Genomic DNA, 26,484 nt, shown 5'->3' on the forward strand with positions numbered 1-26,484 from the left:
CGCCTGTAGGCCGGATAAGCGCAGCGCCATCGGCAATATCACTATCAGCTTCAAAAATATTCCTGCTGTCGATAAAACGCATCATAATCCAACGCTTATATTGATATAACAAGCTGAATTTCAAGAGTATATTTTAAAACTCAGCATTTCCCCCCCTCTTTACACCTGATTTTTCGAGGTTAATACTTGCGCGCATCACTCATTCCTCCATAACCGGGTAAAAGATGATGAAAGTACTAATCGTAGAAAGTGAATTCCTCCATCAGGACACCTGGGTTGGCAGTGCTGTCGAGCGTCTGGCAGATGCTTTAAGTCGGCAAAATGTGACCGTCATTAAGTCCACGTCATTCGACGACGGCTACGCCATCCTTTCCGCAAACGAAGCCATTGATTGCCTGATGTTCAGCTATCAAATGGAACACCCCGATGAACATCACAACGTCAGACAACTGATCGGAAAGCTTCATGAGCGCCAGCAAAACGTGCCGGTTTTTCTGCTGGGTGACCGAGAGAAAGCCATTGCCTCGCTGGACCGCGACCTGCTGGAACTTGTCGATGAGTTCGCCTGGATCCTCGAAGATAGCGCAGATTTTATCGCCGGACGCGCCGTTGCGGCCATGACGCGCTATCGCCAACAACTGTTACCGCCGCTGTTCAGCGCGCTGATGAAATACAGCGATATCCATGAATATTCCTGGGCCGCACCGGGACACCAGGGCGGGGTCGGCTTTACCAAAACCCCGGCCGGTCGCCTGTATCATGATTTCTATGGCGAAAATCTGTTCCGCACCGACATGGGGATTGAACGCGAGTCGCTGGGCTCGTTGCTCGACCACACTGGCGCATTTGGTGAAAGCGAAAAATATGCCGCTAAAGTGTTCGGTGCCGATCGCTCCTGGTCAGTCGTTGTAGGCACATCCGGTTCTAACCGCACCATTATGCAGGCCTGCATGACCGATAATGACGTGGTCGTCCTGGACCGTAACTGCCATAAATCTATTGAGCAGGGGTTGATCCTAACCGGCGCGAAACCGGTATATATGGTGCCCAGCCGTAACCGCTACGGCATCATCGGCCCTATCTATCCGCAGGAAATGCAGCCGGAAACCATTCAGAAAAAAATCAGCGACAGCCCGCTGACTAAAGCGAAGCTGGGGCAGAAACCATCCTACAGCGTGGTCACCAACTGCACCTACGATGGCGTGTGCTATAACGCCAAAGAGGCGCAGGATCTGCTGGCGCAGACCACCGATCGTATCCACTTCGACGAAGCCTGGTACGGCTACGCTCGTTTTAACCCGATTTATGCCGACCACTACGCAATGCGCGGTGAGCCAGGCGACCATAACGGCCCGACCGTTTTTGCCACTCACTCCACACACAAACTGCTGAACGCGCTGTCTCAGGCGTCTTACATCCATGTGCGCGAAGGTCGCGGCGCGGTTAACTTCTCCCGCTTCAATCAGGCGTACATGATGCATGCCACCACCTCACCGCTGTATGCCATTTGCGCATCTAACGACGTTGCCGTGTCAATGATGGACGGTAACAGTGGCCAGTCACTGACCCGTGAAGTGATCGACGAAGCGATTGATTTCCGTCAGGCGATGGCACGTTTATATAAAGAGTTCAGTGCCGAAGGCGACTGGTTCTTCAAACCGTGGAATAAAGAGGTTATTACCGACCCGGAAACTGGCAAAACCTGGGATTTTGCCGACGCACCGGCAACTTTACTGGCCACCGACCAGAACTGCTGGGTCATGCGTCCTGGCGAAACCTGGCATGGCTTTAAGGATTTACCGGATAACTGGAGCATGCTCGACCCGATTAAAGTCAGTATCCTTGCGCCGGGGATGGGTGACGATGGTGAACTGGAAGAGACGGGGGTCCCTGCCGCACTGGTTACTGCCTGGCTTGGGCGTCACGGCATCGTGCCAACCCGCACCACTGACTTCCAGATTATGTTCCTGTTCTCAATGGGGATTACGCGCGGTAAATGGGGCACCCTGATCAACACCCTGTGCTCGTTTAAACACCACTATGATGCAAATACCCCGCTGACGCAGGTAATGCCCGAGCTGGTTGAGGATCATCCTGAAATCTACGCCAACCTGGGGCTCCATGACCTCGGCGACAAAATGTTTGCCTGGCTGCGCGAAAACAACCCTGGCGCAAGCCTGAATGCGGCCTATTCCAGCCTGCCCGTTGCCGAAATCACGCCGCGCGAAGCATATAACGCTATCGTCAATGACAACGTTGAAATGGTGGCCATTGAGAACCTGCCAGGGCGTATCGCGGCGAACTCGGTAATTCCTTATCCGCCGGGGATCCCGATGCTGCTGTCCGGGGAAAACTTTGGCGACGAGAACAGCCCGCAGGTGGGTTATCTCCGGGCGCTACAGTCATGGGATCATCATTTCCCCGGCTTCGAGCACGAAACCGAAGGGACAGAGATTATCAATGGCGTCTATCACGTCATGTGTGTAAAAGCGTAATAATGGAAATACCACTGATTTCCTGAGTAATCACGTTCACATTCTGCTTTGTCATACCTTTTGCGCGGGCCTCCCCCGCGCTTTTTTTTTCACGAATAAACAGAGTTTCCACTCTGTAAAATTGACTTTACTTAAGAAAAACTCAGTTACACTTGCAATTATTTCCATATCGATTATCTTATTATCGACCTCATTCGTCATACAAAACAAAATAACCGTCTTATCTCGCTCCTTTGGCGAGAACGGATATTTATGTCCTATTGCAGGAGTTAGGGTATGAGAATATACAGTAATGAACCGTGCATCGTTGTGTTAACCGAAAAAGACGTTTGGCTAAGAATAAATGGTAAGGAGGCAATTTCCTTAAAAGCCAATAACATGGCTCTTATTGCTTGTGAAAATAACATCATTGATATCTCTTCATTTAATAACGCACTGGTCGCACATATTAGCCGCGATATAATTAAAGAATATCTGCGTTTTTTAAATAAAGACCTGTCCACTATTCCTGTATGGCCGCGAAGCGCGACTCCAGCCATCGCCGTCGATTGCATGACGCCCGATGTCTTTTGCGTTGCCGCGCAATACAGTATTCAGCACAATGACAGCCCAGGTGAGGAAGAGCGCGCACGTTCTCTGCTGTTCACCGTACTTTCCCGCTTTCTCGAAAGCAAAAAGTTCCTGCCGTTGCTGATGTTTATGCTGCGTACCCGGATTAGTGACAGTGTTTACCATATTATCGAAAGCGATATCCATAAGTCGTGGAATCTTAATCAGGTCGCCAGTTGCTTATGCCTGAGCCCCAGCCTGCTTAAGAAAAAATTGAAAAGTGAAAATACCACTTACAGTGAAATCATCACTACCTGTCGTATGCGTTACGCTGTTAATCAACTATTAACAACCGGGAAAAATATTTCTCAAATTTCTGAACTTTGTGGTTACAACAGCACATCTTATTTTATTTCAGTATTTAAAGAGTTCTATGGCATGACTCCTTTACACTATGTTAGCCATTTTAAAGATCAGGCTGCAGCGTAATAAGCATTTAACGTCGGCTTAATTAATTATGAGCTACAATAATATCGTCATTGGCGATAAGCCTTATCAGACAACATTCATCCGCACGCCAAGGGCGTATTATTAAGAGCAATTTCTTGTTCCTAACAGGAGTAATATTATGTCCTCGGATGCTGATGCCCACAAAGTGGGTTTAATCCCCGTCACCTTAATGGTGTCGGGGAATATCATGGGTTCAGGGGTTTTCCTCCTGCCCGCAAACCTTGCCTCCACCGGTGGGATTGCAATCTACGGATGGTTTGTCACGATCCTCGGCGCGCTGGCGCTGTCGATGGTTTACGCCAAAATGTCGTCCTTAGATCCCAGTCCCGGCGGTTCTTACGCTTATGCGCGGCGCTGCTTTGGTCCGTTCCTCGGCTATCAAACTAACGTGCTGTACTGGTTAGCCTGCTGGATTGGTAACATTGCGATGGTCGTGATTGGCGTCGGTTATCTCAGCTACTTCTTCCCGATCCTAAAAGATCCGTTAGTGCTGACGCTAACCTGTGTCGCGGTGCTGTGGATCTTTGTCCTGCTCAATATTGTCGGCCCTAAAATGATCACCCGCGTTCAGGCGGTCGCCACGGTGCTGGCGTTGATCCCTATTGTGGGTATCGCGGTGTTTGGCTGGTTCTGGTTCCACAGCGCTACCTACATGGCTGCCTGGAACGTCAGCGGCATGAACACCTTTGGAGCGATTCAAAGCACCCTTAACGTCACGCTGTGGTCGTTTATTGGGGTGGAAAGCGCCTCAGTAGCGGCAGGGGTGGTTAAAAACCCAAAACGCAACGTGCCGATTGCCACCATTGGTGGGGTGCTGATTGCGGCCGTCTGCTATGTGCTTTCGACAACGGCAATTATGGGGATGATCCCTAACGCGGCGCTGCGTGTCTCCTCTTCTCCGTTCGGTGATGCGGCACGTATGGCGTTGGGTGAAACCGCAGGCGCAATTGTCTCCTTCTGCGCGGCGGCGGGCTGCTTAGGTTCGCTGGGCGGCTGGACGTTACTGGCCGGGCAGACGGCAAAAGCCGCCGCCGATGACGGTCTTTTCCCGCCAATTTTTGCTCGCGTGAACAAAGATGGCATCCCGGTGGCCGGGCTGATTATCGTCGGTATCCTCATGACCATCTTCCAGTTCAGCAGTATTTCGCCGAACGCGACGAAAGAATTTGGTCTTGTCTCTTCCGTCTCGGTCATCTTCACGCTAGTGCCATATCTCTACACCTGTGCCGCACTCCTGTTGCTCGGTCATGGGCACTTTGGCAAAGCGCGTCCGGTGTATCTGCTGGTCACTTTTGTGGCGTTTATTTACTGCATCTGGGCAGTGGTCGGTTCTGGAGCGAAAGAGGTCATGTGGTCATTTGTCACCCTGATGATCATCACCGCGCTCTATGCACTCAATTACAACCGGATCCATAAAAACCCGTATCCTCTGGATGCGCCGGTAAGCAAAAATTAATACAGATTATTGATGTTGCCCGATGGCGCCAGCCTGTCGGACGTGTGCTCCCCCAGCCAACCTTAAGTTCTTAAGGTTGGCTTAATTTTAGTCTGAGAGTATTTGCGCACTAAATTGATGGAACCCCCACCATGTTAAAGCGCATTGTAAAAAGACCGACTCTCAGCCTGCTCACCTGGCTACTTCTGGTTTCATTTTATCTCTCTGTTTTTCTGAACATTGCGTTCTACAGGCAGGTTATCCAGGCGCTGCCGATGGATTCGCTGCGCAATGTGCTGGTTTTTATATCGATGCCGCTGGTGGCGTTCAGCGTTATCAATATTGTGCTGACTTTATCCTCATTCCTGTGGCTGAACCGGCCTCTGGCCTGTCTTTTTGTCATTGTGAGCGCGGCGGCGCAGTACTTCATTATGACGTACGGCATCGTCATCGACCGCACGATGATTGCGAACATGGTAGACACGACGCCTGCCGAAACCTTCGCCCTGATGACGCCGAAGATGGTACTCACGCTTGGATTAAGCGGTATTGTGGCCGCCATCGTTTTCTGCTGGATCAAAATAAAACCGGCCGCTCGGCCCTTACGTAGCGGCCTTTATCGCATAGCGAGCGTTCTGGCGTCCGTCGCAGTGATCCTGCTGGTCGCCGCCCTTTTCTATAAAGATTACGCCTCGCTGTTTCGCAACAATAAAGAGCTGGTCAAATCGCTCAGCCCGTCGAACAGCCTGGTCGCCAGTTGGTCATGGTATTCCCATCAGCGTCTGGCGAACCTGCCCCTGGTGCGTATTGGCGAAGATGCCCATCGCAACCCGCTGATGCAGCAAGCGAAGCGTAAAACCCTGACCGTTCTGATCGTGGGCGAAACCTCACGTGCTGAAAACTTCTCGCTCGGCGGTTATGCCCGCGAAACTAACCCGCTGCTGGCAAAAGATAACGTGGTCTACTTCCCGCACACCACGTCCTGCGGCACCGCCACCGCCGTTTCGGTACCCTGTATGTTCTCCAACATGCCGCGTAAGCATTACGACGAACAGCTGGCGCATCACCAGGAAGGGATGCTGGATATTATTCAGCGTGCGGGCATTAATGTGCTGTGGAACGACAACGACGGCGGGTGTAAGGGCGCTTGCGACCGTGTGCCGCATCAGAATATGACCACCTTAAACCTGCCGGGTGAATGCATTAAAGGCGAATGCTATGACGAAGTGCTGTTCCACGGCCTGGAGGAGTACATCAACAACCTGAAAGGCGACGGCGTTATTGTGCTGCATACCATCGGCAGCCACGGCCCGACTTACTATAATCGCTATCCGCCGCAGTTCCGGAAATTTACCCCGACCTGCGACACCAATGAAATTCAGACCTGTTCACAGCAGCAACTGGTGAATACCTATGACAACACCGTGCTGTATGTCGACTATATTGTTGATAAAACGATTAATATATTGAAAGCGCATCAGGACACCTTTACCACCAGCCTGGTCTATCTTTCCGATCACGGCGAATCACTGGGGGATAACGGCGTCTACCTGCACGGTTTGCCTTACAGCATTGCGCCAGACGCGCAGAAACACGTGCCGATGCTGCTGTGGCTGTCGGAAGACTACCAGCAGCGCTACAAGATTGACGCTACCTGCCTGCAAACGAGAGCGCAATCTCAGGAGTATTCGCAGGATAATCTTTTCTCAACCATGCTGGGACTGACTGGCGTTGAGACAACGCAATACCAGCCCGCAGATGATATTCTGCAACCTTGCAGGAGAGTCACCGAATGAAAATATTAATTGTTGAAGACGATACGTTGTTACTGCAGGGGTTGATTCTGGCGGCACAAACCGAAGGGTACGCCTGCGACGGTGTCGCCACTGCCCGTGCAGCGGAGCAATGTCTGGAAAACGCACACTACAGCCTGGTGGTGCTTGATCTCGGCCTGCCGGACGAAGATGGTTTGCATTTCCTGGCGCGAATCCGCCAGAAAAAATACACCCTGCCGGTGTTGATCCTCACCGCGCGAGACACCCTTGCCGATAAAATATCCGGGCTGGACGTGGGTGCCGATGATTATCTGGTGAAGCCTTTCGCCCTTGAGGAACTTCATGCCCGCATCCGCGCGCTGCTGCGCCGGCATAATAATCAGGGTGAGAGTGAACTGGTGGTCGGCTGTCTGACGCTTAATATGGGGCGTCGTCAGGTGTGGAAAGAGGGGGAAGAACTGGTCCTCACTCCGAAAGAGTACGCGCTACTCTCCCGCCTCATGCTGAAGGCCGGAAGCCCGGTACACCGCGAAATTCTCTACAACGACATTTATAACTGGGACAACGAACCCTCCACCAATACCCTGGAAGTGCATATTCATAACCTGCGCGACAAAGTCGGCAAGTCGCGAATTCGTACCGTGCGGGGGTTTGGCTACATGCTGGTAGCGAACGGGAGCGAGGAAAACTAATTGAAGCTGACGCGTTTTCTGCACAGGCCGATGACCCTGCGGCAGCGGCTGATGATCACGATTGGCCTGATTCTACTGGTCTTTCAGCTCATCAGTACCTTCTGGCTGTGGCACGAAAGCACCGAGCAAATCCAGCTTTTTGAGCAGGCGTTGCGGGACCATAGAAATAACGACCGCCACATCATGCATGAGATCCGCGAGGCGGTCGCCAGTCTGATCGTCCCCAGCGTGTTTATGGTGGGATTGACCCTCGTCATCTGTTACCAGGCGGTGCGCCGCATCACCCGCCCGCTCGCCGATCTGCAAAAAGAGTTAGAAACCCGCACGGCGGATAACCTGAAGCCGATTGATATTCATAGCTCGACCGTGGAAATTCAAGCGGTTGTTACGGCGCTAAATGAGCTGGTGAACAGACTGACCACCACCATCGAAAATGAACGCCTGTTCACTGCTGACGTTGCCCATGAACTGCGCACACCGCTATCGGGAGTGCGCCTGCATCTGGAGTTATTGTCGAAGGCGCACAATGTCGACGTCGCGCCCCTGGTCGCGCGTCTGGACCAAATGATGGACAGCGTGTCGCAACTCTTACAGCTCGCCCGCGTTGGGCAATCCTTTTCCTCCGGCACTTACCAACACGTTAAGCTGTTGGATGATGTGATCTTGCCCTCCTACGATGAGCTGAGCACCATGCTGGACCAGCGAGAGCAAACTTTGCTGCTCCCTGAGAGCCATGACGACGTTACCGTCGACGGCGATGCCACCCTCCTGCGGATGCTATTGCGAAATCTGGTGGAGAACGCCCATCGCTACAGCCCGAAAGGGACGACCATCACTCTCTCTCTGAAGGCAGATGATGACGCGATTATGGCGGTTGAGGACGAAGGGCCGGGAATAGACGAGAGTAAATGTGGCAAGTTAAGCGAAGCCTTTGTTCGCATGGACAGTCGCTACGGTGGAATTGGGCTGGGACTGAGTATCGTCACTCGCATCACCCAACTGCATCACGGGCAGTTCATATTGCAGAACCGCGAAGGAACGACAGGAACCCGTGCATGGGTGAAGCTAAAGAAGACTCAGTAAGTGGTCAGCCAGACATACAAAAAGCTGCTGACAATCAGTACGCTAAATACCGTCGTTAAACTTTCATAAACACGTTGTTTCATCACACTCTCCTCCAGGCTATGGAAGAGAGTGTGCCAGCCAGAGATTAAGCCAACCTTAAGTGATGAACGATTGCCGAATGGCGGCGCAAGCGCCTTATCCGGCCAACCAAAAGCGTAGGCCCGGTAAGCGTCTGCGCCACCAGGCAACATTTCCGTATTACTCGTCAATACGCGGATGCTGCTGTACCAACCTTGTACGTTTCACCTGCAGTTCGGCAATCTCCTGATCGATATCCTCGATTTTTTGCTCGATATTATCGTAATGCTCACCGAGAATTTCTTTCGCTTCCTGAATATCCGAAGCCGCAGGCGTCGCCCCTTTCAGCGGTTGGTTCGCCGTCTCTTTCATGGTGATACCGGTAATAAAACCAATCACCGCAATGACCATCAGATAATAGGCAGGCATCATCAGGTTTTGCGAGCTTTCCACCAGCCAGGCAGCCAACGTCGGCGTCAGACCAGCAATCAGCACTGAGATATTAAACGCCGCCGCCAGCGCGCTATAGCGAATATGCGTTGGGAACATCGCCGGCAGCGTTGAGGCCATGACCCCCGTAAAGCAGTTGAGGATCACCGCCAGCATCAGCAAACCGGCAAAAATCAGACCGATGATATTACTGTTGATCAGAATAAAGGCCGGGATCGCCAGCGCAAACAGCGCGATGCTGCCCATAATCACGAACGGTCGGCGGCCAAAACGGTCGCTCAGCAGCCCCATCACCGGCTGGACAAACAGCATCCCGATCATGATTGCGATAATAATCAGCACCCCATGATCTTCAGAGTAGTGCAGGTTATGCGACAAATAGCTCGGCATGTAGGTGAGCAACATGTAATAAGTCACGTTGGTGGCAATCACCAGACCGATACATGCCAGCAGGCTGCGCCAGTGTTTGGTGGCAATCTCCTTAAAGGAGACTTTCGGCCCGTCCTGCAAACCTTCACGGTCGCCCTGCTCCAGTTTATCGACATGCTGCTGGAACGCCGGGGTTTCTTCCAGCGCGTGGCGCAGGTAAAGCCCGATAATCCCTAACGGCAGAGCGATAAAGAACGGAATACGCCAGCCCCATTCGAGGAAATTCTCTTCACCGACAACGGTGGAGATCAGTACCACCACGCCCGCGCCGAGTACAAACCCGGCAATAGAACCGAAGTCCAGCCAGCTTCCCATAAAGCCGCGTTTGCGGTCGGGAGAATACTCAGCCACAAAAATCGACGCCCCGGTGTACTCACCGCCGACCGAGAATCCCTGTGCCATCTTACACAGCAGCAGCAGGATCGGCGCCCAGATGCCAATCGAGGCATAAGACGGGATCAAGCCAATACAGAAAGTACTGATCGACATAATGACGATGGTAATGGCGAGTATTTTCTGGCGACCGTATTTATCGCCAAGCATACCGAAGAACAAACCACCGAGCGGACGAATTAAAAAGGGAACGGAGAAGGTAGCAAGGGCGGCAATCATCTGCACGCTGGGGTCAGCCCCCGGAAAGAAAACTTTACCTAATGCGTAAGCAACAAAACCATAAACACCAAAATCGAACCATTCCATGGCATTACCCAGCGAGGCTGCAGTAATGGCTTTTCTCAGCTTACCGTCATCAATAATGGTGACGTCACGGAGCGTAATGGGTTTTACTTTTTTCCTTTTCAGCATAGCTGTCCTCATAGACTAAGCCCTGTCTCGCCGCATGTCTGACGCCTGGCGCAACCTGTGCGTCAGGATCAGCAAGCGTCGGGATTGCGCACGTGCAATCGCTGATACAAGCGTAGCAGGTTTACTTACACTGACCGGTTAAGGACTGTACAACCGAACCTGTTGACGCCTGATTTGGGCGGTTAATGACCTCTTTACCCTACCAGTGTTTAAAATTGTGATCAACTTCACATATAAATTCGCGTTTCGTCAGCAGAAGTAAATAAGTTGTTTCTTAATCACTTTTTTCACACCGTAATGTTGCTCAATTTTTCTATTTCATGATGGCATTTATTTTTATCCCGTCTTAGAAAATCACTGCCGTTATTATTATTCTGCCAGGCATTAACCTCGCCATTTTTTACAAGTCATTCACGCCTCTTATAAATAAAGATAACCATTAAGAATGTTTACTTTGATTATGTGACAAAGATAACTAAAACAGCATTTCATTTTGATTGAATCAATATTCCAATGAATACAAGATAACACCCACTGCAACATCACCGGGATGTGAGAGCAGCCGAAATCGGCGTATTCGCTGGGTATCAGAGAGCGCGAAAGCAAACTCACTTACAAAGTGCTCAGCTATAACAAACTGAATTTTAATAATTTCTGCCCCCATGACCGCGTGTTTCGCGGGCAAGAAGTGAGGACATGTATGAAAATTAAAGCCACGATTGAACGCATCCCTGGCGGGATGATGTTGATACCTTTACTGCTTGGCGCAATTGTAAATACTCTGGCACCCAATACTGGCGCTTATTTTGGTTCCTTTACTAAAGGAATGATTAGCGGCACGGTACCTATTTTAGCGGTGTGGTTCTTTTGCATCGGTGCATCAATTGACTTACGCGCTACCGGTACAGTGTTGCGTAAATCCGGCACGCTGGTCATTACTAAAATTGCCGTGGCCTGGGCAGTGGCCATGATCGCCGCCTCGTTTATTCCAGATACCGGTATTCAAACGGGCTTCTTTGCCGGACTTTCAGTTCTGGCCATTGTTTCCGCTATGGATATGACCAACGGCGGCCTGTACGCCAGCCTGATGAACCAGTACGGTACCAAAGAAGAGTCCGGGGCATTTGTTCTGATGTCGCTGGAGTCCGGTCCGCTGATGACGATGGTCATTCTCGGTGCCGCCGGCCTCGGCTCTTTCGAACCGCATCACTTTATCGGCGCGGTATTACCGTTCCTGATTGGCTTTACGCTGGGTAACCTGGACCACGATCTGCGCGCATTCTTCAGTAAAGCCACGCCGGTTCTGATTCCGTTCTTCGGCTTTGCACTGGGTAATACCATTAACCTGGCGGTGATTGTCGATACCGGGCTGTTGGGGATCCTGCTGGGTGTGGCGGTGATTATCATTACCGGTATTCCGCTGATTATCGCTGACCGTGTCATCGGTGGTGGTAACGGTACTGCAGGTGTCGCGGCCTCATCAGCGGCAGGCGCGGCGGTGGCCAACCCGGTGATTATCGCGCAAATTAACCCTGCGTTTGAACCGGTTGCCGCTTCCGCGACGGCATTGGTCGCGGCCAGCGTGGTCGTCACGGCGATTCTGGTGCCGATTATTACTGCGCTCTACGCCAAACGTTTCGGTCACGTTGCAGCGCGAGCCGATGCAGAAGAAAACGCGGCGGAATCCGCAAGCCATTAATACGCAACCTTTCTCCGTCCCCCTTCACAACGTGAGGGGGGACGGCGGGAAAATCTCTTCAACCATCGCATCAACCAGCCGTTTTGCTGAACAGAGTCGCGGCATTCCGAGCGCCACCGTCTGCCAGCGCTGCGTCACCGACCAACAAACTGGATGTTTATCCGCTTCACACCAGTCCCCCAACCAGCTCAGCATATCATTATACTCACCAGCCCCCGCCGCAGCGGAGGCATTAAGCCAGTGGTGATAATAGTGACGGGTGGTGGGCGCAGCATGAATACTGTGAGCAAGGTAGTTCGATGCCATCGCACGCAGGTTGTCTTTCAACATCTGCACCACCTCCGGATTCGCCAGACGACAGGCATCACCAAACGGCCCCCAGCGCAGCTCTTCCAGTGCGACAAAGCAGCGTCCCGGCAGCGACCAGCCATCGTAGGCGCCTGCCAGCCACCGGGTAAATACCTGCTCACTGTGCTCACCCGCCTGCACGGTCAGTCCGCGCTGGCTCAGTGCTTTCTCTTTATACGCGCAGCGCTGATTGAACCACTCGCTGAGTGATGCTACCTGTTGCACGAGGCCAGGTGCGGATTGCCCACGCGTAATATCGGATTGTTGCAGGAACGTCAGACGTTGAGAAATGCGCGTCAGCGCTAAATGACCCGGATCGAACATCGCCGCCAGCCTTTCGACCAGCTTCAGGCGCATCATCAAATGTTCGCTATACACGCCAGCTATCGCCCACGCGCGAAGCTGAGTCTGGGAGAGAATTTCCTGCGTCAGTCGGTCACGAAACTGCTGTTGTTGCAGCGTAACGCTTGCCCGTTTCGGCTCATCTCCATAAATAAGATCGACCATAAACTTCGGATGGATGGATTCCAGCGTCCGTCCGGGGCCTTCCAGCAAGGTATTTGTCATGGGTAATCGGCCACAAAAAGCGTTTGAATATCATCACGGAGCAGGTGCGAATCTTCATAAATCCATGCGGTGGCGGCAATACTGTGTTGCAACTGCTGACTCAGGCGATGTACGGCCGACTCATTTTGCTGACGCACCGTTAAACATTCACGCAGACTCTCCTGCAACCCGGCCAGGCACAAGGAGAAATCGGCAAAAAACGTTGCCATACCTGCCGTAACAGAAACATCGACCTGTGCGGCTAAAGCTTTACGAATTTGTTGGCAGAAGTTCCGGACGTAGGCCACCAGGTTCTGATGAAGGGCTTTTATATCAATAAAATAGCTTGTTTTTTCTTCAACATAGTCATTCCAGCTCCAGCCCGGCTGGTTCAACCAGCGCGAGAAGGTTTCGCGTATTCCCGACCCTTTCTGCTTGCCGTTTTCCCCCGGCTCCTGCTGGGCAATGGCCTCGCTAAAAAGCTGACGCGTCGAGAAGTTAAACAGGGAAGCATGAAATGCCGGAAAGCTAATCCGAGGGCGAAACCCCGCCTGATGCAGTTCATCTTTCACACGCATCTCAATAGGCCGCATCGCGTCATTCAGCGCCCGTCCCAGGGTGATCTCCAGTTCTTCAAAGCGCAAGGCGAGGTTACGACTGATATTGTCCTGCGCAACCAACAGAATGCCTTCACAGGATGAACGTAATTTACTGAGTACGATTTGTGCCTGCGCTTCGTCGTTCAGCACCAACTTATCGCCGTCAATTTCAACCTGTGTCGGCAGCGAATTAACATCGCGCTGCGTCAACGCCAGCACCTGATCCTGGTTAAACAGGGTAGAAATATTGTCGAGAATCGCCGTCTCCTGCGCGCTCAAAAAGCTGTTCGCAGACTCCAGCGCCAGCTCAACTTCATGGCGCACCTCATCGCTCACCCCCTCCTGACTCACCTTCAACTGCCGCATATCCTCTTCGAGGCGGGAGATATTTTGCTGTAACTTCTCAAACGCCACCGTCAGTCCGTGATAGCGAAAATCCAGATATTCACGGGCGCTTTGCGCGTAATTGAGCAGTTTATGCGAGGCAGAGCGCAAGGCGTACAGGGACGCATTGGCATACGCCGCATGGATCAGGGTCTGGATCGGTTGTTCAAACAATGAGTCCTCCCACAGCAAATCTGCGGCGTGGCGGAGATGTTCGATATCATCAAGGTCGGTATTTCTCCAGCGGCGTCCCAGGGCCGCTTCGGCAAAATCCTGAACCCAACGCTGCTCCTCGTGATCCGGTAAACGGCCATGTTTCGTCAATTCATGCCGCGCCCGGTTCGCCAGATAGCCCCACATCGAAGAAACCGGGTAAATATGCGTCGGGTGGATAGACCCTTTCATCAGCGTGCCGGAGATCAGCGCTTTGACCTGCTCTTCGTCATCGCTGTTGCGGTCTTTCTGATCAAACTTATTCACCAGCGCGTAGAGCGGCACGGATTTGCCTACCGCCGCAATGGCCTGCCGCACCTCTTCATCAGAAACGGATTTCAGTTGCGTATAATCCATCACCGCAAGTACCGCAGAGGCGCGCGCCAGTTGCTCATTCAGCATTTTTTGTAAGTGTGGCTGCCCGGCTTCGTTTGGCCCTGGGGTATCCAGTAAGGTGAACTGCCCCGGATACTTTTCCAGCCCTGCAAGATGGACAAATTCGACCTCAATCACCGGAATATGCTCAATCGCGGCATAGGCCGAAAAGGGAAAATCGACGTCCAGCGCTTTCGACAAACGCACCAGATCGTTAAGGCTTTTCAGACACTGGAAAATAGGTTGCGCGCCGAGATAGTGACGCTCGAACGCCACGCCTTTTTCAATGCGCTGTAGCAGGGCATTCATGTCTTTATCGATTTCCAGCACCTGCGTCAGGTGCTGACGATCGCAATCGCGCATGCCTTCCTGCAGCATCTGCATTAAGGCTTCAATAGGCGCCACGTGGGAAAAGTGCAGCACCGGCTCTTTTTGCCCGGGCGTATGGCGGATCAGCGTGGGTAATGCGGTCATCGGTCGATTGCGGTTTGGCAACACTTCAGTGCCGACAATGGCATTGATGGTCGTCGATTTCCCTGCCTTCACGGTACCCACAATCGCCAGCACCATTTCCAGACGCGAAATTTTACGCAGCTCATTGTGCAACGTCGCCTGCTGAGCATCCACGCCACGGGTGCTAAAATGCAGCGGCTGAACATTGATGCGCTCCTCACCATTTATAGATGCAGCGTCGTTCAGAACCGCCGATGGCATATTTTTAACGGTCTTGAGATTTTCCAGAGAAAGCAACAACAAGCGTTCAGCTTCCTGGCTCAATTCATATATTGTCTGTGTGTACATGAAAAAATATTTCCTTAACGCAAATTTTATTGCTTTTATTTAGCCTTGGTTTTTATTTGTGAATTTTCGGCATTAATAATTACGTATAGAAAGATTCAATAAATTAATTTATTGATAATATTAGAATTATTATTTTTCTGACGATCGTTCCATTTTCATTTTGCGATGAAAAGTTAACCAGCTAAATTGATCGTAGTTCAGATTTAACAAAATAACCGGAATATTTTCGATTATTTCCACCTACTAAAAATGAGGGGTTTCCGTAAGGCATAAACAAAGAAAAGAGACCTTTTTTTGTTTATATCAGAAATGCGAGCTCACCTTATCTTAAATAACAGACGGTGGCAATTTCCCTTAAAAAATATTGTGTATTATTTTGCGCCAGTCCAAACCAGACAACCAACAACGTCGCCTAATCCTAAATTACCGAGTAGTCCCGACAACATTATGGATTTTGTGTATAATTGCAGCCATTTTCGGCTACCTGCCTTTTTCAGGCGCTTTTGCCTGTACTGACTTTTGAGGAAATCCACATGTCATTACCACACTGCCCACAATGCAATTCCGAATACACCTACGAAGATAACGGCATGTACATTTGTCCGGAATGCGCGCATGAATGGAACGATGCTGAACCTGCGCATGACAGCGATGAACTGATCGTTAAAGATGCGAACGGAAACCTGCTGGCCGACGGCGACAGCGTAACGGTCATTAAGGACCTGAAGGTGAAAGGTAGCTCGTCCATGCTGAAGATCGGCACGAAAGTGAAGAATATTCGTCTGGTTGAAGGCGACCATAACATCGATTGCAAAATTGATGGCTTCGGCCCGATGAAACTGAAATCCGAGTTTGTGAAAAAGAACTAATTTTCCAGACCGGATAACGCGTTAGCCGCCATCCGGCTTTTATTGCCCGGTGGCGCTTCGCTTACCGGGCCTGCGATAACTACACTTAACGGGCTTCTTTTACCTGAGGTAAATATTATGCCGTTAAGTCCCTACATCTCATTTGCCGGTAACTGTGCCGAGGCCATCGCGTATTATCAAAAAACGCTGGGTGCAGAACTCCTCTATAAAATCAGTTTCGGTGAAATGCCCAGGTCCGCACAGGACAGCGAAGACGGTTGCCCGTCCGGAATGAAATTTCCCGATTCCGCCATCGCCCACGCCAACGTTCGTATCGCCAACAGCGACATTATGATGAGTGATGCCGTTGCAGGAGATAAAGCCCACTACTCGGGTTTCACATTGGTTCTCGACACGCAAAACGTCGACGAAGGAAAGCGCTGGTTTGATAACCTTGCCGCAGACGGGCAAATTGAAATGGACTGGCAGGAAACCTTCTGGGCGCATGGCTTTGGCAAGGTCAGCGACCGCTATGGCATCCCGTGGATGATCAACGTCGTTAAACAACAGCAGCCGAACACCTGAACCGGCGGGAGGCGCGCCCTCCCGTGTTGTCATCAGATTTCACTTAACTCTTCATCACCAGGTAACACAGTCTTAACCCAAACGTCACATTAATCCGCCACGATGGGGCCACTTTTTTTAGAGAGGCCGCATCATGCAAACGATTATCCGCGTTGAGAAACTCTCCAAAACGTTCCATCAACATCAGGCGCTGCATGCGGTTGATCTCTCCATTCATTCCGGTGAAATGGTGGCGCTGTTGGGGCCGTCTGGCTCCGGAAAATCTACCCTGTTACGTCATTTAAGCGGCCTGATTACCGGCGATAAATCGCCAGGCAGCCGCGTCGAATTGCTGGGTCGCACTGTTCAGCAGGAAGGCCGTCTGGCGCGCGATATCCGCAAAAGCCGCGCCCATACCGGCTACATCTTCCAACAGTTCAACCTGGTGAACCGTCTGACGGTACTCGAGAACGTCCTTATTGGCGCACTTGGCAGTACGCCGTTCTGGCGCACCTGCTTTAACTGGTTCACCGCAGAACAAAAACAGCGCGCACTCCGGGCCCTCACCCGCGTCGGCATGGCGCACTTTGCCCATCAGCGCGTTTCAACCCTGTCCGGTGGTCAGCAGCAGCGCGTGGCCATTGCCCGCGCCCTGATGCAACAGGCGAAAGTGATCCTTGCCGACGAGCCGATTGCCTCGCTGGATCCGGAATCGGCGCGCATCGTGATGGATACCCTGCGCGATATCAACCAGACCGACGGCATCACCGTCGTCGTCACACTGCATCAGGTGGACTACGCCCTGCGCTACTGCGAACGCATTGTCGCGCTGCGCCAGGGGAACGTCTTCTTTGACGGCAGCAGCCAGCACTTTGATAGCGATCGATTTGACCACCTTTACCGCAGCATGAACCGCGTCGAACCGAACGCGCAGGCTGCATAACGTTGTCCGAACTGAGGAATAAACATGAATTACAAGGCCGTTGCCGCGCTGGCGTTTATCAGCATGTTCAGCGTCAGTACTCTGCTCAGTCCAGCATTCGCCGAAGAACAGGAAAAAGCGCTGAACTTTGGCATTATTTCGACCGAATCACAGCAAAACCTGAAGCCGCAGTGGGACCCGTTTCTGAAGGATATGGAAAAGAAACTGGGTGTGAAGGTGAACGCCTTCTTCGCACCTGACTACGCCGGGATCATCCAGGGGATGCGCTTTAACAAAGTCGATATTGCCTGGTACGGCAACCTTTCGGCAATGGAAGCGGTAGATCGCGCCAACGGCCAGGTCTTCGCCCAGACCGTTGCCGCCGACGGATCGCCGGGCTACTGGAGCGTATTGATCGTCAACAAAGACAGTCCGATCAACAACCTCGACGATCTGATCGCTAAACGTAAGGATCTGACCTTCGGCAACGGCGATCCGAACTCCACCTCTGGCTACCTCGTCCCCGGCTATTACGTGTTCGCCAAAAACAATATTTCCGCCAGCGACTTCAAGCGCACCGTCAACGCCGGTCATGAAACCAACGCCCTCGCCGTCGCTAACAAGCAGGTGGATGTCGCTACTAACAACACCGAAAACCTCGACAAGCTGAAGACCTCCGCGCCGGACAAGCTGAAAGAGCTGAAGGTGATCTGGAAATCACCGCTCATCCCGGGCGACCCGATCGTCTGGCGTAAAAACCTTTCCGAAGCCACCAAGGACAAGGTGTACGACTTCTTTATGAGCTATGGCAAAACGCCGGAAGAAAAAACCGTGCTGGAACGTCTGGGCTGGGCGCCGTTCCGCGCCTCCAGCGACCTGCAACTGGTACCGATTCGCCAGCTTGCGCTGTTTAAGGAGATGCAGGGCGTGAAGGACAACAAAGGGCTGAATGCTGACGAGAAAACCAGCAAGTCGGCGGCGATTAAAGCGCAGCTTGACGACCTTGACCGTCTGACCGCCGCGCTCAGCGTCATGTCCAGCGTCAATAAAGCGGTGCAGTAACGCGTAGGCCGGAGGGTAGGCCGGATAAGGTGCTTGCACCGCCATCCGGCATTCACTCTCTGCAAATGCCGGATGGCGCTTCGCTTATCCGGCCTACAACGCAAACACACGTTTATACGGAGCTAAACATGCAAACCATCACCGTCGCCCCGCCGAAGCGAAGCTGGTTCTCACTGCTCAGCTGGGCCATTTTGCTCGCCGTACTGGTCGTGTCGTGGAAAGGTGCCGAAATGGCTCCGCTCACGCTGATTCAGGACTCCGGCAATATGGCGACCTTCGCCGCCGACTTCTTCCCGCCGGATTTCAGCCAGTGGCAGGACTACCTGGGCGAAATGGCTATCACCCTGCAAATCGCCGCCTGGGGTACCGCGCTGGCGGTCATTTTGTCCATCCCCTTTGGCCTGATGTGCGCCGATAACCTCGTGCCGTGGTGGATTTACCAGCCGATGCGCAGAGCGATGGACGCCTGCCGTGCCATCAATGAAATGGTCTTCGCCATGCTGTTTGTGGTCGCCGTTGGCCTTGGCCCATTTGCAGGCGTCATGGCGCTTTTTATCCACACCACCGGCGTACTTTCTAAACTGCTCTCTGAAGCGGTTGAAGCCATTGAACCCGGCCCGGTGGAAGGGATCCGCGCCACCGGCGCTAACAAGATTGAAGAAATTATTTACGGCGTACTGCCGCAGGTCATGCCACTGCTTATCTCCTACTCGCTGTACCGCTTTGAGTCCAACGTCCGCTCCGCCACGGTGGTTGGGATGGTGGGCGCAGGCGGCATCGGCGTCACGCTATGGGAGGCAATACGCGGTTTCCAGTTCCAGCAAACCTGCGCCCTGATGGTGCTGATTATCGTCACCGTCAGCCTGCTGGATTTTCTCTCCCAGCGTTTACGTAAGCACTTTATCTGATTAGCGAGGCATTGATGGCTATGCACTTGTCTACACATCCGACCAGTTATCCGACACGTTATCAGGAGATTGCCGCGAGGCTTGAGCAGGAGCTACGTCAACATTATCGCTGCGGCGACTACCTTCCGGCGGAGCATCAGCTTGCCGCACGCTATGAGGTCAACCGCCACACCCTGCGCCGCGCCATCGACCAGTTGGTTGAACGCGGTTGGGTTCAGCGTCGTCAAGGCGTCGGCGTGCTGGTACTGATGCGCCCGTTCGACTACCCGCTGAATGCCCAGGCGCGTTTCAGCCAGAACCTGCTGGATCAGGGCAGCCACCCCACCAGCGAAAAACTGCTGGCGGTACTGCGTCCGGCATCCCGTCACGTGGCCGATGCGCTCAGCGTTATGGAAGGCGATAACGTGATTCACCTGCGCACCCTGCGACGGGCCAATGGTATCGCCCTGTGCCAGATAGACCATTATTTTTCCGACCTCACCCTCTGGCCGCAATTGCAGGGTTTTGACCACGGCTCGCTCCACGATTACCTGCTCGAACATTGTAGCCTGACGCTCAGACGCACCCAGACGCGGATCAGCGCCCGCCGCGCTCAGGCGAAAGAGAGCAACGTTCTCGAAATCCCGAACATGGCGCCGCTGCTCTGCGTGCGCACCCTGAACCACCGTGAAGGCGAGGCGCGCGCGGCGGAATATTCCGTCAGCCTGACCCGCGCCGACATGATCGAATTCACTATGGAGCACTGAATGCATTTCGATATCGCCACCCGCCAGCGCTGGATGCGCGCGCTGGCATACAGCAACGCCAATGCCCTGAGTAGCCGCATGCAGGCGCTGAAACTCGCGCCGGAATATACGCTGATCCGCGCGCCGGAAACCGGACTGATGCAGATTCAGGCACGCATGGGCGGCACCGGCAACCGTTTCTTTGCCGGAGACACCACCCTGACCCGTGCGGTAGTGCGCCTGAGTAGCGGCACGCTCGGCTACAGCTATCTGCTCGGGCGCAATAAACCGCATGCCGAACAATGCGCCGTCATCGACGCGCTGCTCCAGGAACAGGCTCACTTTCAGACCCTGATGGAAACCTTAATTACCCCGCTGGAGGCCGAACGTGAGGCGCAGGTCGCCGCCCGCCGCGCCGAAGTCAACGCCAGCCGGGTCGACTTCTTTACGCTGGTACGCGGAGATAATGAATGACCCTACAGACCGCCTTTACCCTGCCCGTCCAGGACGCGCAACAAAGCTTTCGCCGCCTGCTGAAAGCAATGAGCGAACCGGGCGTGATTGTCGCCCTGCATCAACTGAAACACGGCTGGCAGCCGCTGAATCTCGCCACCACCAGCGTTCTGCTGACGCTGGTCGACGGTGACACCCCGGTGTGGCTGTCGCCTGCGGTGAATAACGACATCGCCCGCCAGAACCTGCGCTTTCATACCAACGCGCCGCTGGTCGAACAGCCGCAGCAGGCCGCCTTTGCCGTTGCCGACGAGCACATCAGCAGCGAGCAGCTTAATGCGCTTTCCGCTGGCTCCGCCGTCGCGCCGGAAACCAGTGCCACGCTGATTGTGCAGGTTGCCAGCCTGAGCGGCGGACGCATGCTGCGTTTGACCGGCGCAGGCATCGCCGAAGAGCGCATGATCGCCCCACAGTTGCCGGACTGCCTGATTCACGAACTCACTGAGCGTCCGCACCCGTTCCCGCTGGGTGTCGATCTGATCCTGACCTGCGGCGAACGCCTGCTGGCGATCCCGCGCACTACCCATGTGGAGGTGTGCTGATGTATGTCGCCGTGAAAGGGGGCGAAAAGGCGATTGCCACCGCCCATGCGCTTCAGGAGAACCGTCGCCGTGGCGATGCCGCCATTGCCGAACTGAGCGTGGCGCAGATTGAGCAACAGATGAACCTGGCGGTGGATCGCGTGATGACCGAAGGGGGCATTGCCGACCGCGAGCTGGCAGCACTGGCGCTCAAACAAGCCAGCGGTGATAACGTCGAGGCGATATTCCTGCTGCGCGCCTACCGCACCACGCTGGCAAAGCTGGCAGTAAGTGAACCGCTGAACAGCGCTGAGATGCGTCTGGAACGTCGGATCTCCGCCGTTTACAAAGACATTCCCGGCGGACAGTTACTCGGTCCTACCTACGATTACACCCATCGCCTGTTAGATTTCACCCTGCTGGCGAATGGCGAAACGCCACCGCTGCGGACCACAGAAAGCGATCAAGACGCCGCCCCACACGTTTTTTCGCTGCTGGCGAGCCAGGGACTGGCAAAGCGCGAAGAAGATAATGGGGCCACGCCAGACGATATTACCCGCACGCCGCCGGTTTATCCCTGCTCCCGCGCCTCGCGCTTACAACAGCTCATGCGCGGTGACGAAGGCTACCTGCTGGCGCTGGCCTACTCGACCCAGCGCGGCTACGGCCGCAATCACCCTTTTGCCGCGGAGATCCGCAGCGGCTACGTTGCGCTGGAAACGGTGCCGGAAGAGTTGGGATTTGCGGTCAACGTCGGCGAACTGCTGATGACCGAATGCGAAATGGTCAACGGTTTTGTCGCGCCCGACAACGACGCGCCGCATTTTACCCGTGGCTACGGACTGGTTTTCGGTCTGAGCGAACGTAAAGCAATGGCGATGGCGCTGGTCGATCGCGCCCTACAGGCACCCGACTACGATGAAACGGTCACGGGACCGGCACAGGACGAAGAGTTCGTGCTGGCGCATGCGGATAACGTCGAGGCGGCGGGTTTTGTTTCGCACCTCAAGCTTCCCCATTACGTCGATTTCCAGGCCGAACTGGAACTGCTCAAACGCCTGCAACAGGAGGCCGCCCGTGACGTCTAATCTCTCCGGCTACAACTTTGCTTATCTTGATGAACAGACCAAGCGCATGATCCGCCGCGCCATTCTGAAAGCGGTGTCGATTCCCGGTTATCAGGTACCGTTCGGCGGCCGCGAAATGCCGATGCCCTACGGCTGGGGTACGGGCGGTATTCAGATCACCGCCAGCGTTATTGGTGAACCGGACGTGCTGAAGGTGATCGACCAGGGCGCTGACGACACCACCAACGCGGTGTCGATCCGCAATTTCTTTAAGCGCGTGACGGGCGTGGCTACAACGGAACGCACCGAAGACGCCACGCTGATCCAGACCCGTCACCGGATCCCGGAAACGCCGCTGGTGGAAGATCAGATCCTGATCTATCAGGTGCCGATCCCTGAACCGCTGCGCTTTATCGAACCGCGTGAAACGGAAACCCGCACGATGCATGCGCTGGAGGAGTACGGGATCATGCAGGTGAAATTGTATGAAGACATCGCTCGCTTCGGCCACATCGCCACCACTTACGCCTACCCAGTGAAGGTGAACGGACGCTACGTGATGGACCCATCGCCCATCCCGAAATTCGATAACCCGAAGATGGACATGATGCCCGCGCTGCAACTGTTCGGCGCCGGGCGAGAAAAGCGCATTTACGCCGTGCCGCCGTATACCCGCGTGGAGAGTCTCGATTTCGATGACCATCCGTTCAGCGTACAGACCTGGGATGAGCCATGCGCCATCTGCGGCTCCACCCACAGCTATCTCGATGAAGTGGTGCTCGACGATAGCGGCAAACGCATGTTTGTCTGCTCCGACACCGACTACTGCCGCCAACAGAGCGAGGCCCTCAGCCAATGACGCAACCGCTGCTTTCCGTAAATAACCTGACTCACCTTTACGCACCGGGCAAGGGCTTTAGCGACGTCTCGTTTGACCTCTGGCCGGGTGAAGTGCTGGGCATTGTCGGCGAGTCCGGTTCCGGTAAAACCACCCTGCTGAAGTCGATCTCCTCGCGCCTGACCCCGCAGTCCGGCGTGATCCAGTATCAGAACTGCTCGCTGTATGCGATGAGCGAGGCCGATCGCCGCCGTCTGCTGCGTACCGAATGGGGCGTGGTGCATCAACATCCGCTGGACGGCCTGCGTCGTCAGGTGTCTGCCGGAGGAAACATCGGCGAACGGCTGATGGCGACCGGGGCGCGTCACTACGGCGAGATCCGCGCCACTGCCCAGCGTTGGCTCGAAGAGGTGGAAATCCCGGCCTCACGCATCGACGACCTGCCGACCACCTTCTCCGGCGGGATGCAGCAGCGCTTGCAAATTGCCCGCAACCTGGTCACTCACCCGAAGCTGGTGTTTATGGATGAGCCCACCGGCGGTCTGGACGTTTCCGTGCAGGCCAAACTGCTGGACCTGCTGCGCGGACTGGTGGTGGAACTGGATCTGGCGGTGGTGATTGTCACCCATGATTTGGGCGTCGCGCGTCTGCTGGCCAACCGTTTGCTGGTGATGAAGCAGGGTCAGGTGGTGGAAAGTGGGTTAACCGACCGCGTACTCGACGATCCGCACCATCCGTACACGCAACTGCTGGTGTCGTCTGTGTTGCAGAACTGATTTTTTGTTGTGCCGGATGGCGGCTTCGCCTTATCCGGCCTACGGATCGGTACTGTTTGTAGGCCGGATAAGCGCAGCGCCATCCGGCAATAAAAACCACGAGGCAAACATGATTCACGTCGAAAACGTCAGTAAAACTTTTGTGCTCCACCAGCAAAACGGCGTGCGCCTGCCGGTGCTGAAAAACGCCTCACTGGCGGTGAAACGCGGCGAATGCGTGGTGCTCCACGGTCACTCCGGCAGCGGAAAATCGACGCTGCTGCGCTCGCTGTACGCCAACTATCTCCCTGATGAAGGGCAGATCCGTATCCGCCACGGTGATGAATGGGTGGATCTGGTGCAGGCCCCGGCGCGCAAAGTGCTGGAAGTGCGCCGCGCGACCATCGGCTGGGTGAGCCAGTTCTTGCGGGTGATCCCGCGCGTATCCGCGCTGGACGTGGTGATGCAGCCGCTGCTGGATCTTGGCGTTTCGCGCGAAGCATGCGCGGCGAAAGCGGCCAGCCTGCTGACCCGTCTGAATGTGCCGGAACGCCTGTGGCACCTTGCCCCTTCCACCTTTTCCGGCGGCGAACAGCAACGCGTCAACATTGCCCGCGGCTTTATCGTCGATTACCCAATTCTGCTACTCGACGAGCCGACCGCCTCGCTGGATGCCAAAAACAGCGCAGCGGTGGTGGCGCTGATTGAAGAAGCCAAAGCGCGCGGCGCGGCAATCGTCGGCATTTTTCACGATGAATCCGTACGCGAGCGCGTCGCGGATCGTTTGCATCTGATGGGAACAACACCATGATCATCAACAACGTAAAGCTGGTGCTGGAAGACGAAGTGGTGCAGGGATCGCTGGAAATGCAGGACGGTGTGATTCGCGCTTTTGCCGAAACCCAAAGCCAATTGCCCGAGGCGCTGGACGGCGAAGGCGGCTGGCTGCTGCCGGGGCTTGTCGAACTGCATACCGATAATCTCGACAAATTCTTTACGCCGCGCCCGAAGGTGGACTGGCCCGCCCATTCAGCGATGAGCAGCCACGATGGCATGATGGTCGCCAGCGGCATTACCACCGTGCTGGACGCGGTGGCGATTGGCGACGTGCGCGACGGCGGCGATCGTCTCGAGAATCTGGAGAAGATGATCAACGCCGTGGAAGAGACACAGAAGCGCGGCGTCAACCGCGCCGAGCACCGTCTGCACCTGCGCTGCGAACTGCCGCACCACACCACCCTGCCGCTGTTTGAAAAGCTGGTCAGTCGCGAGCCGGTTACGCTGGTTTCGCTGATGGATCATTCTCCCGGCCAGCGTCAGTTCGCCAATCGCGAGAAGTATCGCGAGTACTATCAGGGTAAATATTCCCTCACTGACGAAGAGATGGCGCGCTACGAAGAAGAACAGCTCGCGCTTGCCGCCCGCTGGTCGCAACCCAACCGTAGCGCCATCGCCCAACTGTGCCGTGACCGCAATATCGCGCTGGCGAGCCATGATGACGCCACCCACGATCATGTCCTTGAATCCCACCAGCTTGGCAGTGTGATCGCCGAATTTCCCACCACGTTTGAAGCAGCAGAAGCCTCGCGTAAGCATGGCATGAACGTGCTGATGGGCGCGCCGAACATCGTGCGCGGCGGTTCGCACTCCGGTAACGTCGCGGCGCATAAGCTGGCGGAGTTGGGGCTGCTGGATATTCTTTCTTCGGATTACTACCCCGCCAGCCTGCTGGATGCCGCGTTTCGCGTAGCGGCAGACGAAACCAACCGCTTTACCCTCCCGCAGGCAATTAGCCTGGTGACCCGCAACCCGGCGCGGTCGCTGAACCTTAACGATCGCGGCGTTATTGCCGAAGGGAAACGCGCCGATCTGGTACTGGCGCACCGCAAGGGCGATCACATTCATATCGATCATGTCTGGCGTCAGGGTAAAAGGGTATTTTGAGTATGGGAAAACTGATCTGGCTGATGGGGCCGTCCGGCTCCGGTAAAGACAGTTTGTTGGCGAAATTACGTCAGCAGGAACATGCACAGCTTCTGGTAGCGCATCGCTACATTACCCGCGCGGCCAACGCCGGAAACGAGAACCATATCGCCCTGAGCGAACAGGAGTTTTTTACTCGTGCCGGGCATAATCTGCTGGCACTAAGCTGGCATGCCAACGGCTTGTACTACGGCGTTGGCGTGGAGATCGACCTGTGGCTCAACGGCGGTTTTGACGTGGTGGTTAACGGCTCGCGCGCGCACCTGCCGCAGGCACAGGACCGCTATGGCACGGCGCTACTGCCCGTGTGTTTACAGGTATCGCCAGAGGTGTTGCGCCAGCGCCTGCAGGCGCGCGGGCGGGAAACTGAAACGGAGATCGCCGCCCGTCTTGAACGGGCATCTCGTTACGCGTCATTTGACTGCCATGTGCTTAATAACGACGGGTGTTTGCTACAGTCAGTGGATAATTTGTTAGCGCTCATGGGGCGCAAACATTCTTTTGCCTGATAGCGCACCGGACCGTAGACCG

At 54.4% G+C, this 26,484-nt stretch carries 25 protein-coding genes; 21 read left to right on the forward strand and 4 right to left on the reverse strand.

Going from position 1 to position 26,484, the window contains the following annotated elements; genetic code table 11:
- Nucleotides 1-227: 227 nt before the first annotated feature.
- The 6 genes from adiA (at nucleotide 228) to pmrB (ending at nucleotide 8,539) form a co-directional block, all read left to right on the forward strand.
- Complete coding sequence (gene adiA / locus HVY19_RS18580; RefSeq protein WP_181684328.1) at nucleotides 228-2,495, forward strand: arginine decarboxylase; 2,268 nt, start codon at nucleotides 228-230, stop codon at nucleotides 2,493-2,495.
- A 276-nt stretch (nucleotides 2,496-2,771) separates the two neighbouring features.
- The gene (locus tag HVY19_RS18585; RefSeq protein WP_181682074.1) at nucleotides 2,772-3,533 is read left to right on the forward strand and encodes an AraC family transcriptional regulator; all 762 of its coding nucleotides are present in this window, start codon (nucleotides 2,772-2,774) and stop codon (nucleotides 3,531-3,533) included.
- 139 nt (nucleotides 3,534-3,672) lie between these two features.
- Nucleotides 3,673-5,010: an arginine/agmatine antiporter gene (adiC, locus tag HVY19_RS18590; protein WP_181682075.1), complete on the forward strand. Its 1,338-nt coding sequence runs from the start codon at nucleotides 3,673-3,675 to the stop codon at nucleotides 5,008-5,010.
- A gap of 131 nt (nucleotides 5,011-5,141) precedes the next feature.
- Nucleotides 5,142-6,785: a phosphoethanolamine transferase EptA gene (gene eptA, locus HVY19_RS18595; RefSeq protein ID WP_181682076.1), complete on the forward strand. Its 1,644-nt coding sequence runs from the start codon at nucleotides 5,142-5,144 to the stop codon at nucleotides 6,783-6,785.
- On the forward strand, nucleotides 6,782-7,456 hold the full coding sequence (gene pmrA, locus HVY19_RS18600; protein WP_181682077.1) for a two-component system response regulator PmrA: 675 nt from the start codon (nucleotides 6,782-6,784) through the stop codon (nucleotides 7,454-7,456). The genes eptA and pmrA overlap by 4 nt, the downstream gene beginning before the upstream one ends.
- Nucleotides 7,457-8,539 carry a two-component system sensor histidine kinase PmrB gene (pmrB, locus tag HVY19_RS18605; protein ID WP_181682078.1) on the forward strand — a complete coding sequence of 361 codons (1,083 nt, stop codon included), beginning with the start codon at nucleotides 7,457-7,459 and terminating at the stop codon, nucleotides 8,537-8,539.
- Here pmrB and pmrR read toward each other — a convergent pair.
- A complete protein-coding gene (pmrR, locus tag HVY19_RS18610; RefSeq protein ID WP_181682079.1) occupies nucleotides 8,533-8,622 on the reverse strand; it encodes an LpxT activity modulator PmrR in 90 nt (29 codons plus the stop codon). The two genes, pmrB and pmrR, sit on opposite strands and share 7 nt — an antisense overlap.
- Nucleotides 8,623-8,779: 157 nt before the next feature.
- Nucleotides 8,780-10,282, reverse strand: a complete 1,503-nt coding sequence (gene proP / locus HVY19_RS18615; protein WP_181682080.1) for a glycine betaine/L-proline transporter ProP — start codon at nucleotides 10,280-10,282, stop codon at nucleotides 8,780-8,782.
- Nucleotides 10,283-10,982: 700 nt separating this feature from the next.
- Between proP and kdgT the strand changes: the two genes are divergently transcribed.
- Complete coding sequence (gene kdgT / locus HVY19_RS18620; protein ID WP_181682081.1) at nucleotides 10,983-11,981, forward strand: 2-keto-3-deoxygluconate transporter; 999 nt, start codon at nucleotides 10,983-10,985, stop codon at nucleotides 11,979-11,981.
- A gap of 24 nt (nucleotides 11,982-12,005) precedes the next feature.
- On the opposite strand, the gene HVY19_RS18625 is transcribed toward kdgT, so the two are convergent.
- Complete coding sequence (locus tag HVY19_RS18625; RefSeq protein WP_181682082.1) at nucleotides 12,006-12,896, reverse strand: diguanylate cyclase regulator RdcB family protein; 891 nt, start codon at nucleotides 12,894-12,896, stop codon at nucleotides 12,006-12,008.
- Entirely contained in the window at nucleotides 12,893-15,247 is a 2,355-nt protein-coding gene (crfC, locus tag HVY19_RS18630) for a clamp-binding protein CrfC (protein ID WP_181682083.1), read from the reverse strand. Before crfC ends, HVY19_RS18625 begins: the two co-directional genes overlap by 4 nt.
- Nucleotides 15,248-15,780: 533 nt before the next feature.
- On the opposite strand from crfC, the gene HVY19_RS18635 reads away from it, so the two are divergent.
- The 14 genes from HVY19_RS18635 to phnN all read left to right on the forward strand — a co-directional run bounded on the left by HVY19_RS18635 (nucleotide 15,781) and on the right by phnN (nucleotide 26,462).
- Nucleotides 15,781-16,116, forward strand: a complete 336-nt coding sequence (locus HVY19_RS18635; RefSeq protein ID WP_181682084.1) for a zinc ribbon domain-containing protein YjdM — start codon at nucleotides 15,781-15,783, stop codon at nucleotides 16,114-16,116.
- 117 nt (nucleotides 16,117-16,233) lie between these two features.
- Nucleotides 16,234-16,680, forward strand: coding sequence for a VOC family metalloprotein YjdN (gene yjdN / locus HVY19_RS18640; RefSeq protein ID WP_181682085.1), 447 nt, complete (start codon nucleotides 16,234-16,236; stop codon nucleotides 16,678-16,680).
- 133 nt (nucleotides 16,681-16,813) lie between these two features.
- Nucleotides 16,814-17,602, forward strand: coding sequence for a phosphonate ABC transporter ATP-binding protein (phnC, locus tag HVY19_RS18645; RefSeq protein ID WP_181682086.1), 789 nt, complete (start codon nucleotides 16,814-16,816; stop codon nucleotides 17,600-17,602).
- Between the two features lie 24 nt (nucleotides 17,603-17,626).
- A complete protein-coding gene (gene phnD, locus HVY19_RS18650) occupies nucleotides 17,627-18,643 on the forward strand; it encodes a phosphonate ABC transporter substrate-binding protein (protein ID WP_181682087.1) in 1,017 nt (338 codons plus the stop codon).
- 128 nt (nucleotides 18,644-18,771) lie between these two features.
- A complete protein-coding gene (phnE, locus tag HVY19_RS18655) occupies nucleotides 18,772-19,551 on the forward strand; it encodes a phosphonate ABC transporter, permease protein PhnE (protein WP_181682088.1) in 780 nt (259 codons plus the stop codon).
- A gap of 20 nt (nucleotides 19,552-19,571) precedes the next feature.
- A complete protein-coding gene (phnF, locus tag HVY19_RS18660) occupies nucleotides 19,572-20,297 on the forward strand; it encodes a phosphonate metabolism transcriptional regulator PhnF (protein WP_181684329.1) in 726 nt (241 codons plus the stop codon).
- On the forward strand, nucleotides 20,298-20,750 hold the full coding sequence (gene phnG, locus HVY19_RS18665) for a phosphonate C-P lyase system protein PhnG (RefSeq protein WP_181682089.1): 453 nt from the start codon (nucleotides 20,298-20,300) through the stop codon (nucleotides 20,748-20,750). It abuts the gene before it with no gap.
- Complete coding sequence (gene phnH, locus HVY19_RS18670; protein WP_181682090.1) at nucleotides 20,747-21,331, forward strand: phosphonate C-P lyase system protein PhnH; 585 nt, start codon at nucleotides 20,747-20,749, stop codon at nucleotides 21,329-21,331. Before phnG ends, phnH begins: the two co-directional genes overlap by 4 nt.
- Entirely contained in the window at nucleotides 21,331-22,398 is a 1,068-nt protein-coding gene (locus tag HVY19_RS18675) for a carbon-phosphorus lyase complex subunit PhnI (RefSeq protein WP_181682091.1), read from the forward strand. The genes phnH and HVY19_RS18675 overlap by 1 nt, the downstream gene beginning before the upstream one ends.
- Before the next feature lie 46 nt (nucleotides 22,399-22,444).
- Nucleotides 22,445-23,236, forward strand: coding sequence for an alpha-D-ribose 1-methylphosphonate 5-phosphate C-P-lyase PhnJ (locus HVY19_RS18680; RefSeq protein ID WP_249419123.1), 792 nt, complete (start codon nucleotides 22,445-22,447; stop codon nucleotides 23,234-23,236).
- A complete protein-coding gene (gene phnK / locus HVY19_RS18685) occupies nucleotides 23,233-23,991 on the forward strand; it encodes a phosphonate C-P lyase system protein PhnK (protein ID WP_181682093.1) in 759 nt (252 codons plus the stop codon). Before HVY19_RS18680 ends, phnK begins: the two co-directional genes overlap by 4 nt.
- A 109-nt stretch (nucleotides 23,992-24,100) precedes the next feature.
- Nucleotides 24,101-24,781 (forward strand): phosphonate C-P lyase system protein PhnL, encoded by a 681-nt coding sequence (gene phnL / locus HVY19_RS18690; RefSeq protein WP_181682094.1) that lies wholly within the window; start codon nucleotides 24,101-24,103, stop codon nucleotides 24,779-24,781.
- Complete coding sequence (gene phnM / locus HVY19_RS18695; RefSeq protein WP_181682095.1) at nucleotides 24,778-25,914, forward strand: alpha-D-ribose 1-methylphosphonate 5-triphosphate diphosphatase; 1,137 nt, start codon at nucleotides 24,778-24,780, stop codon at nucleotides 25,912-25,914. The genes phnL and phnM overlap by 4 nt, the downstream gene beginning before the upstream one ends.
- A 2-nt stretch (nucleotides 25,915-25,916) precedes the next feature.
- Complete coding sequence (gene phnN / locus HVY19_RS18700) at nucleotides 25,917-26,462, forward strand: ribose 1,5-bisphosphokinase (RefSeq protein ID WP_181682096.1); 546 nt, start codon at nucleotides 25,917-25,919, stop codon at nucleotides 26,460-26,462.
- The last annotated feature ends 22 nt before the right edge of the window (nucleotides 26,463-26,484 follow it).

Origin of the sequence: Citrobacter sp. RHB25-C09 (genome assembly GCF_013836145.1) — a bacterium.
GTDB lineage: Bacteria > Pseudomonadota > Gammaproteobacteria > Enterobacterales > Enterobacteriaceae > Citrobacter_A.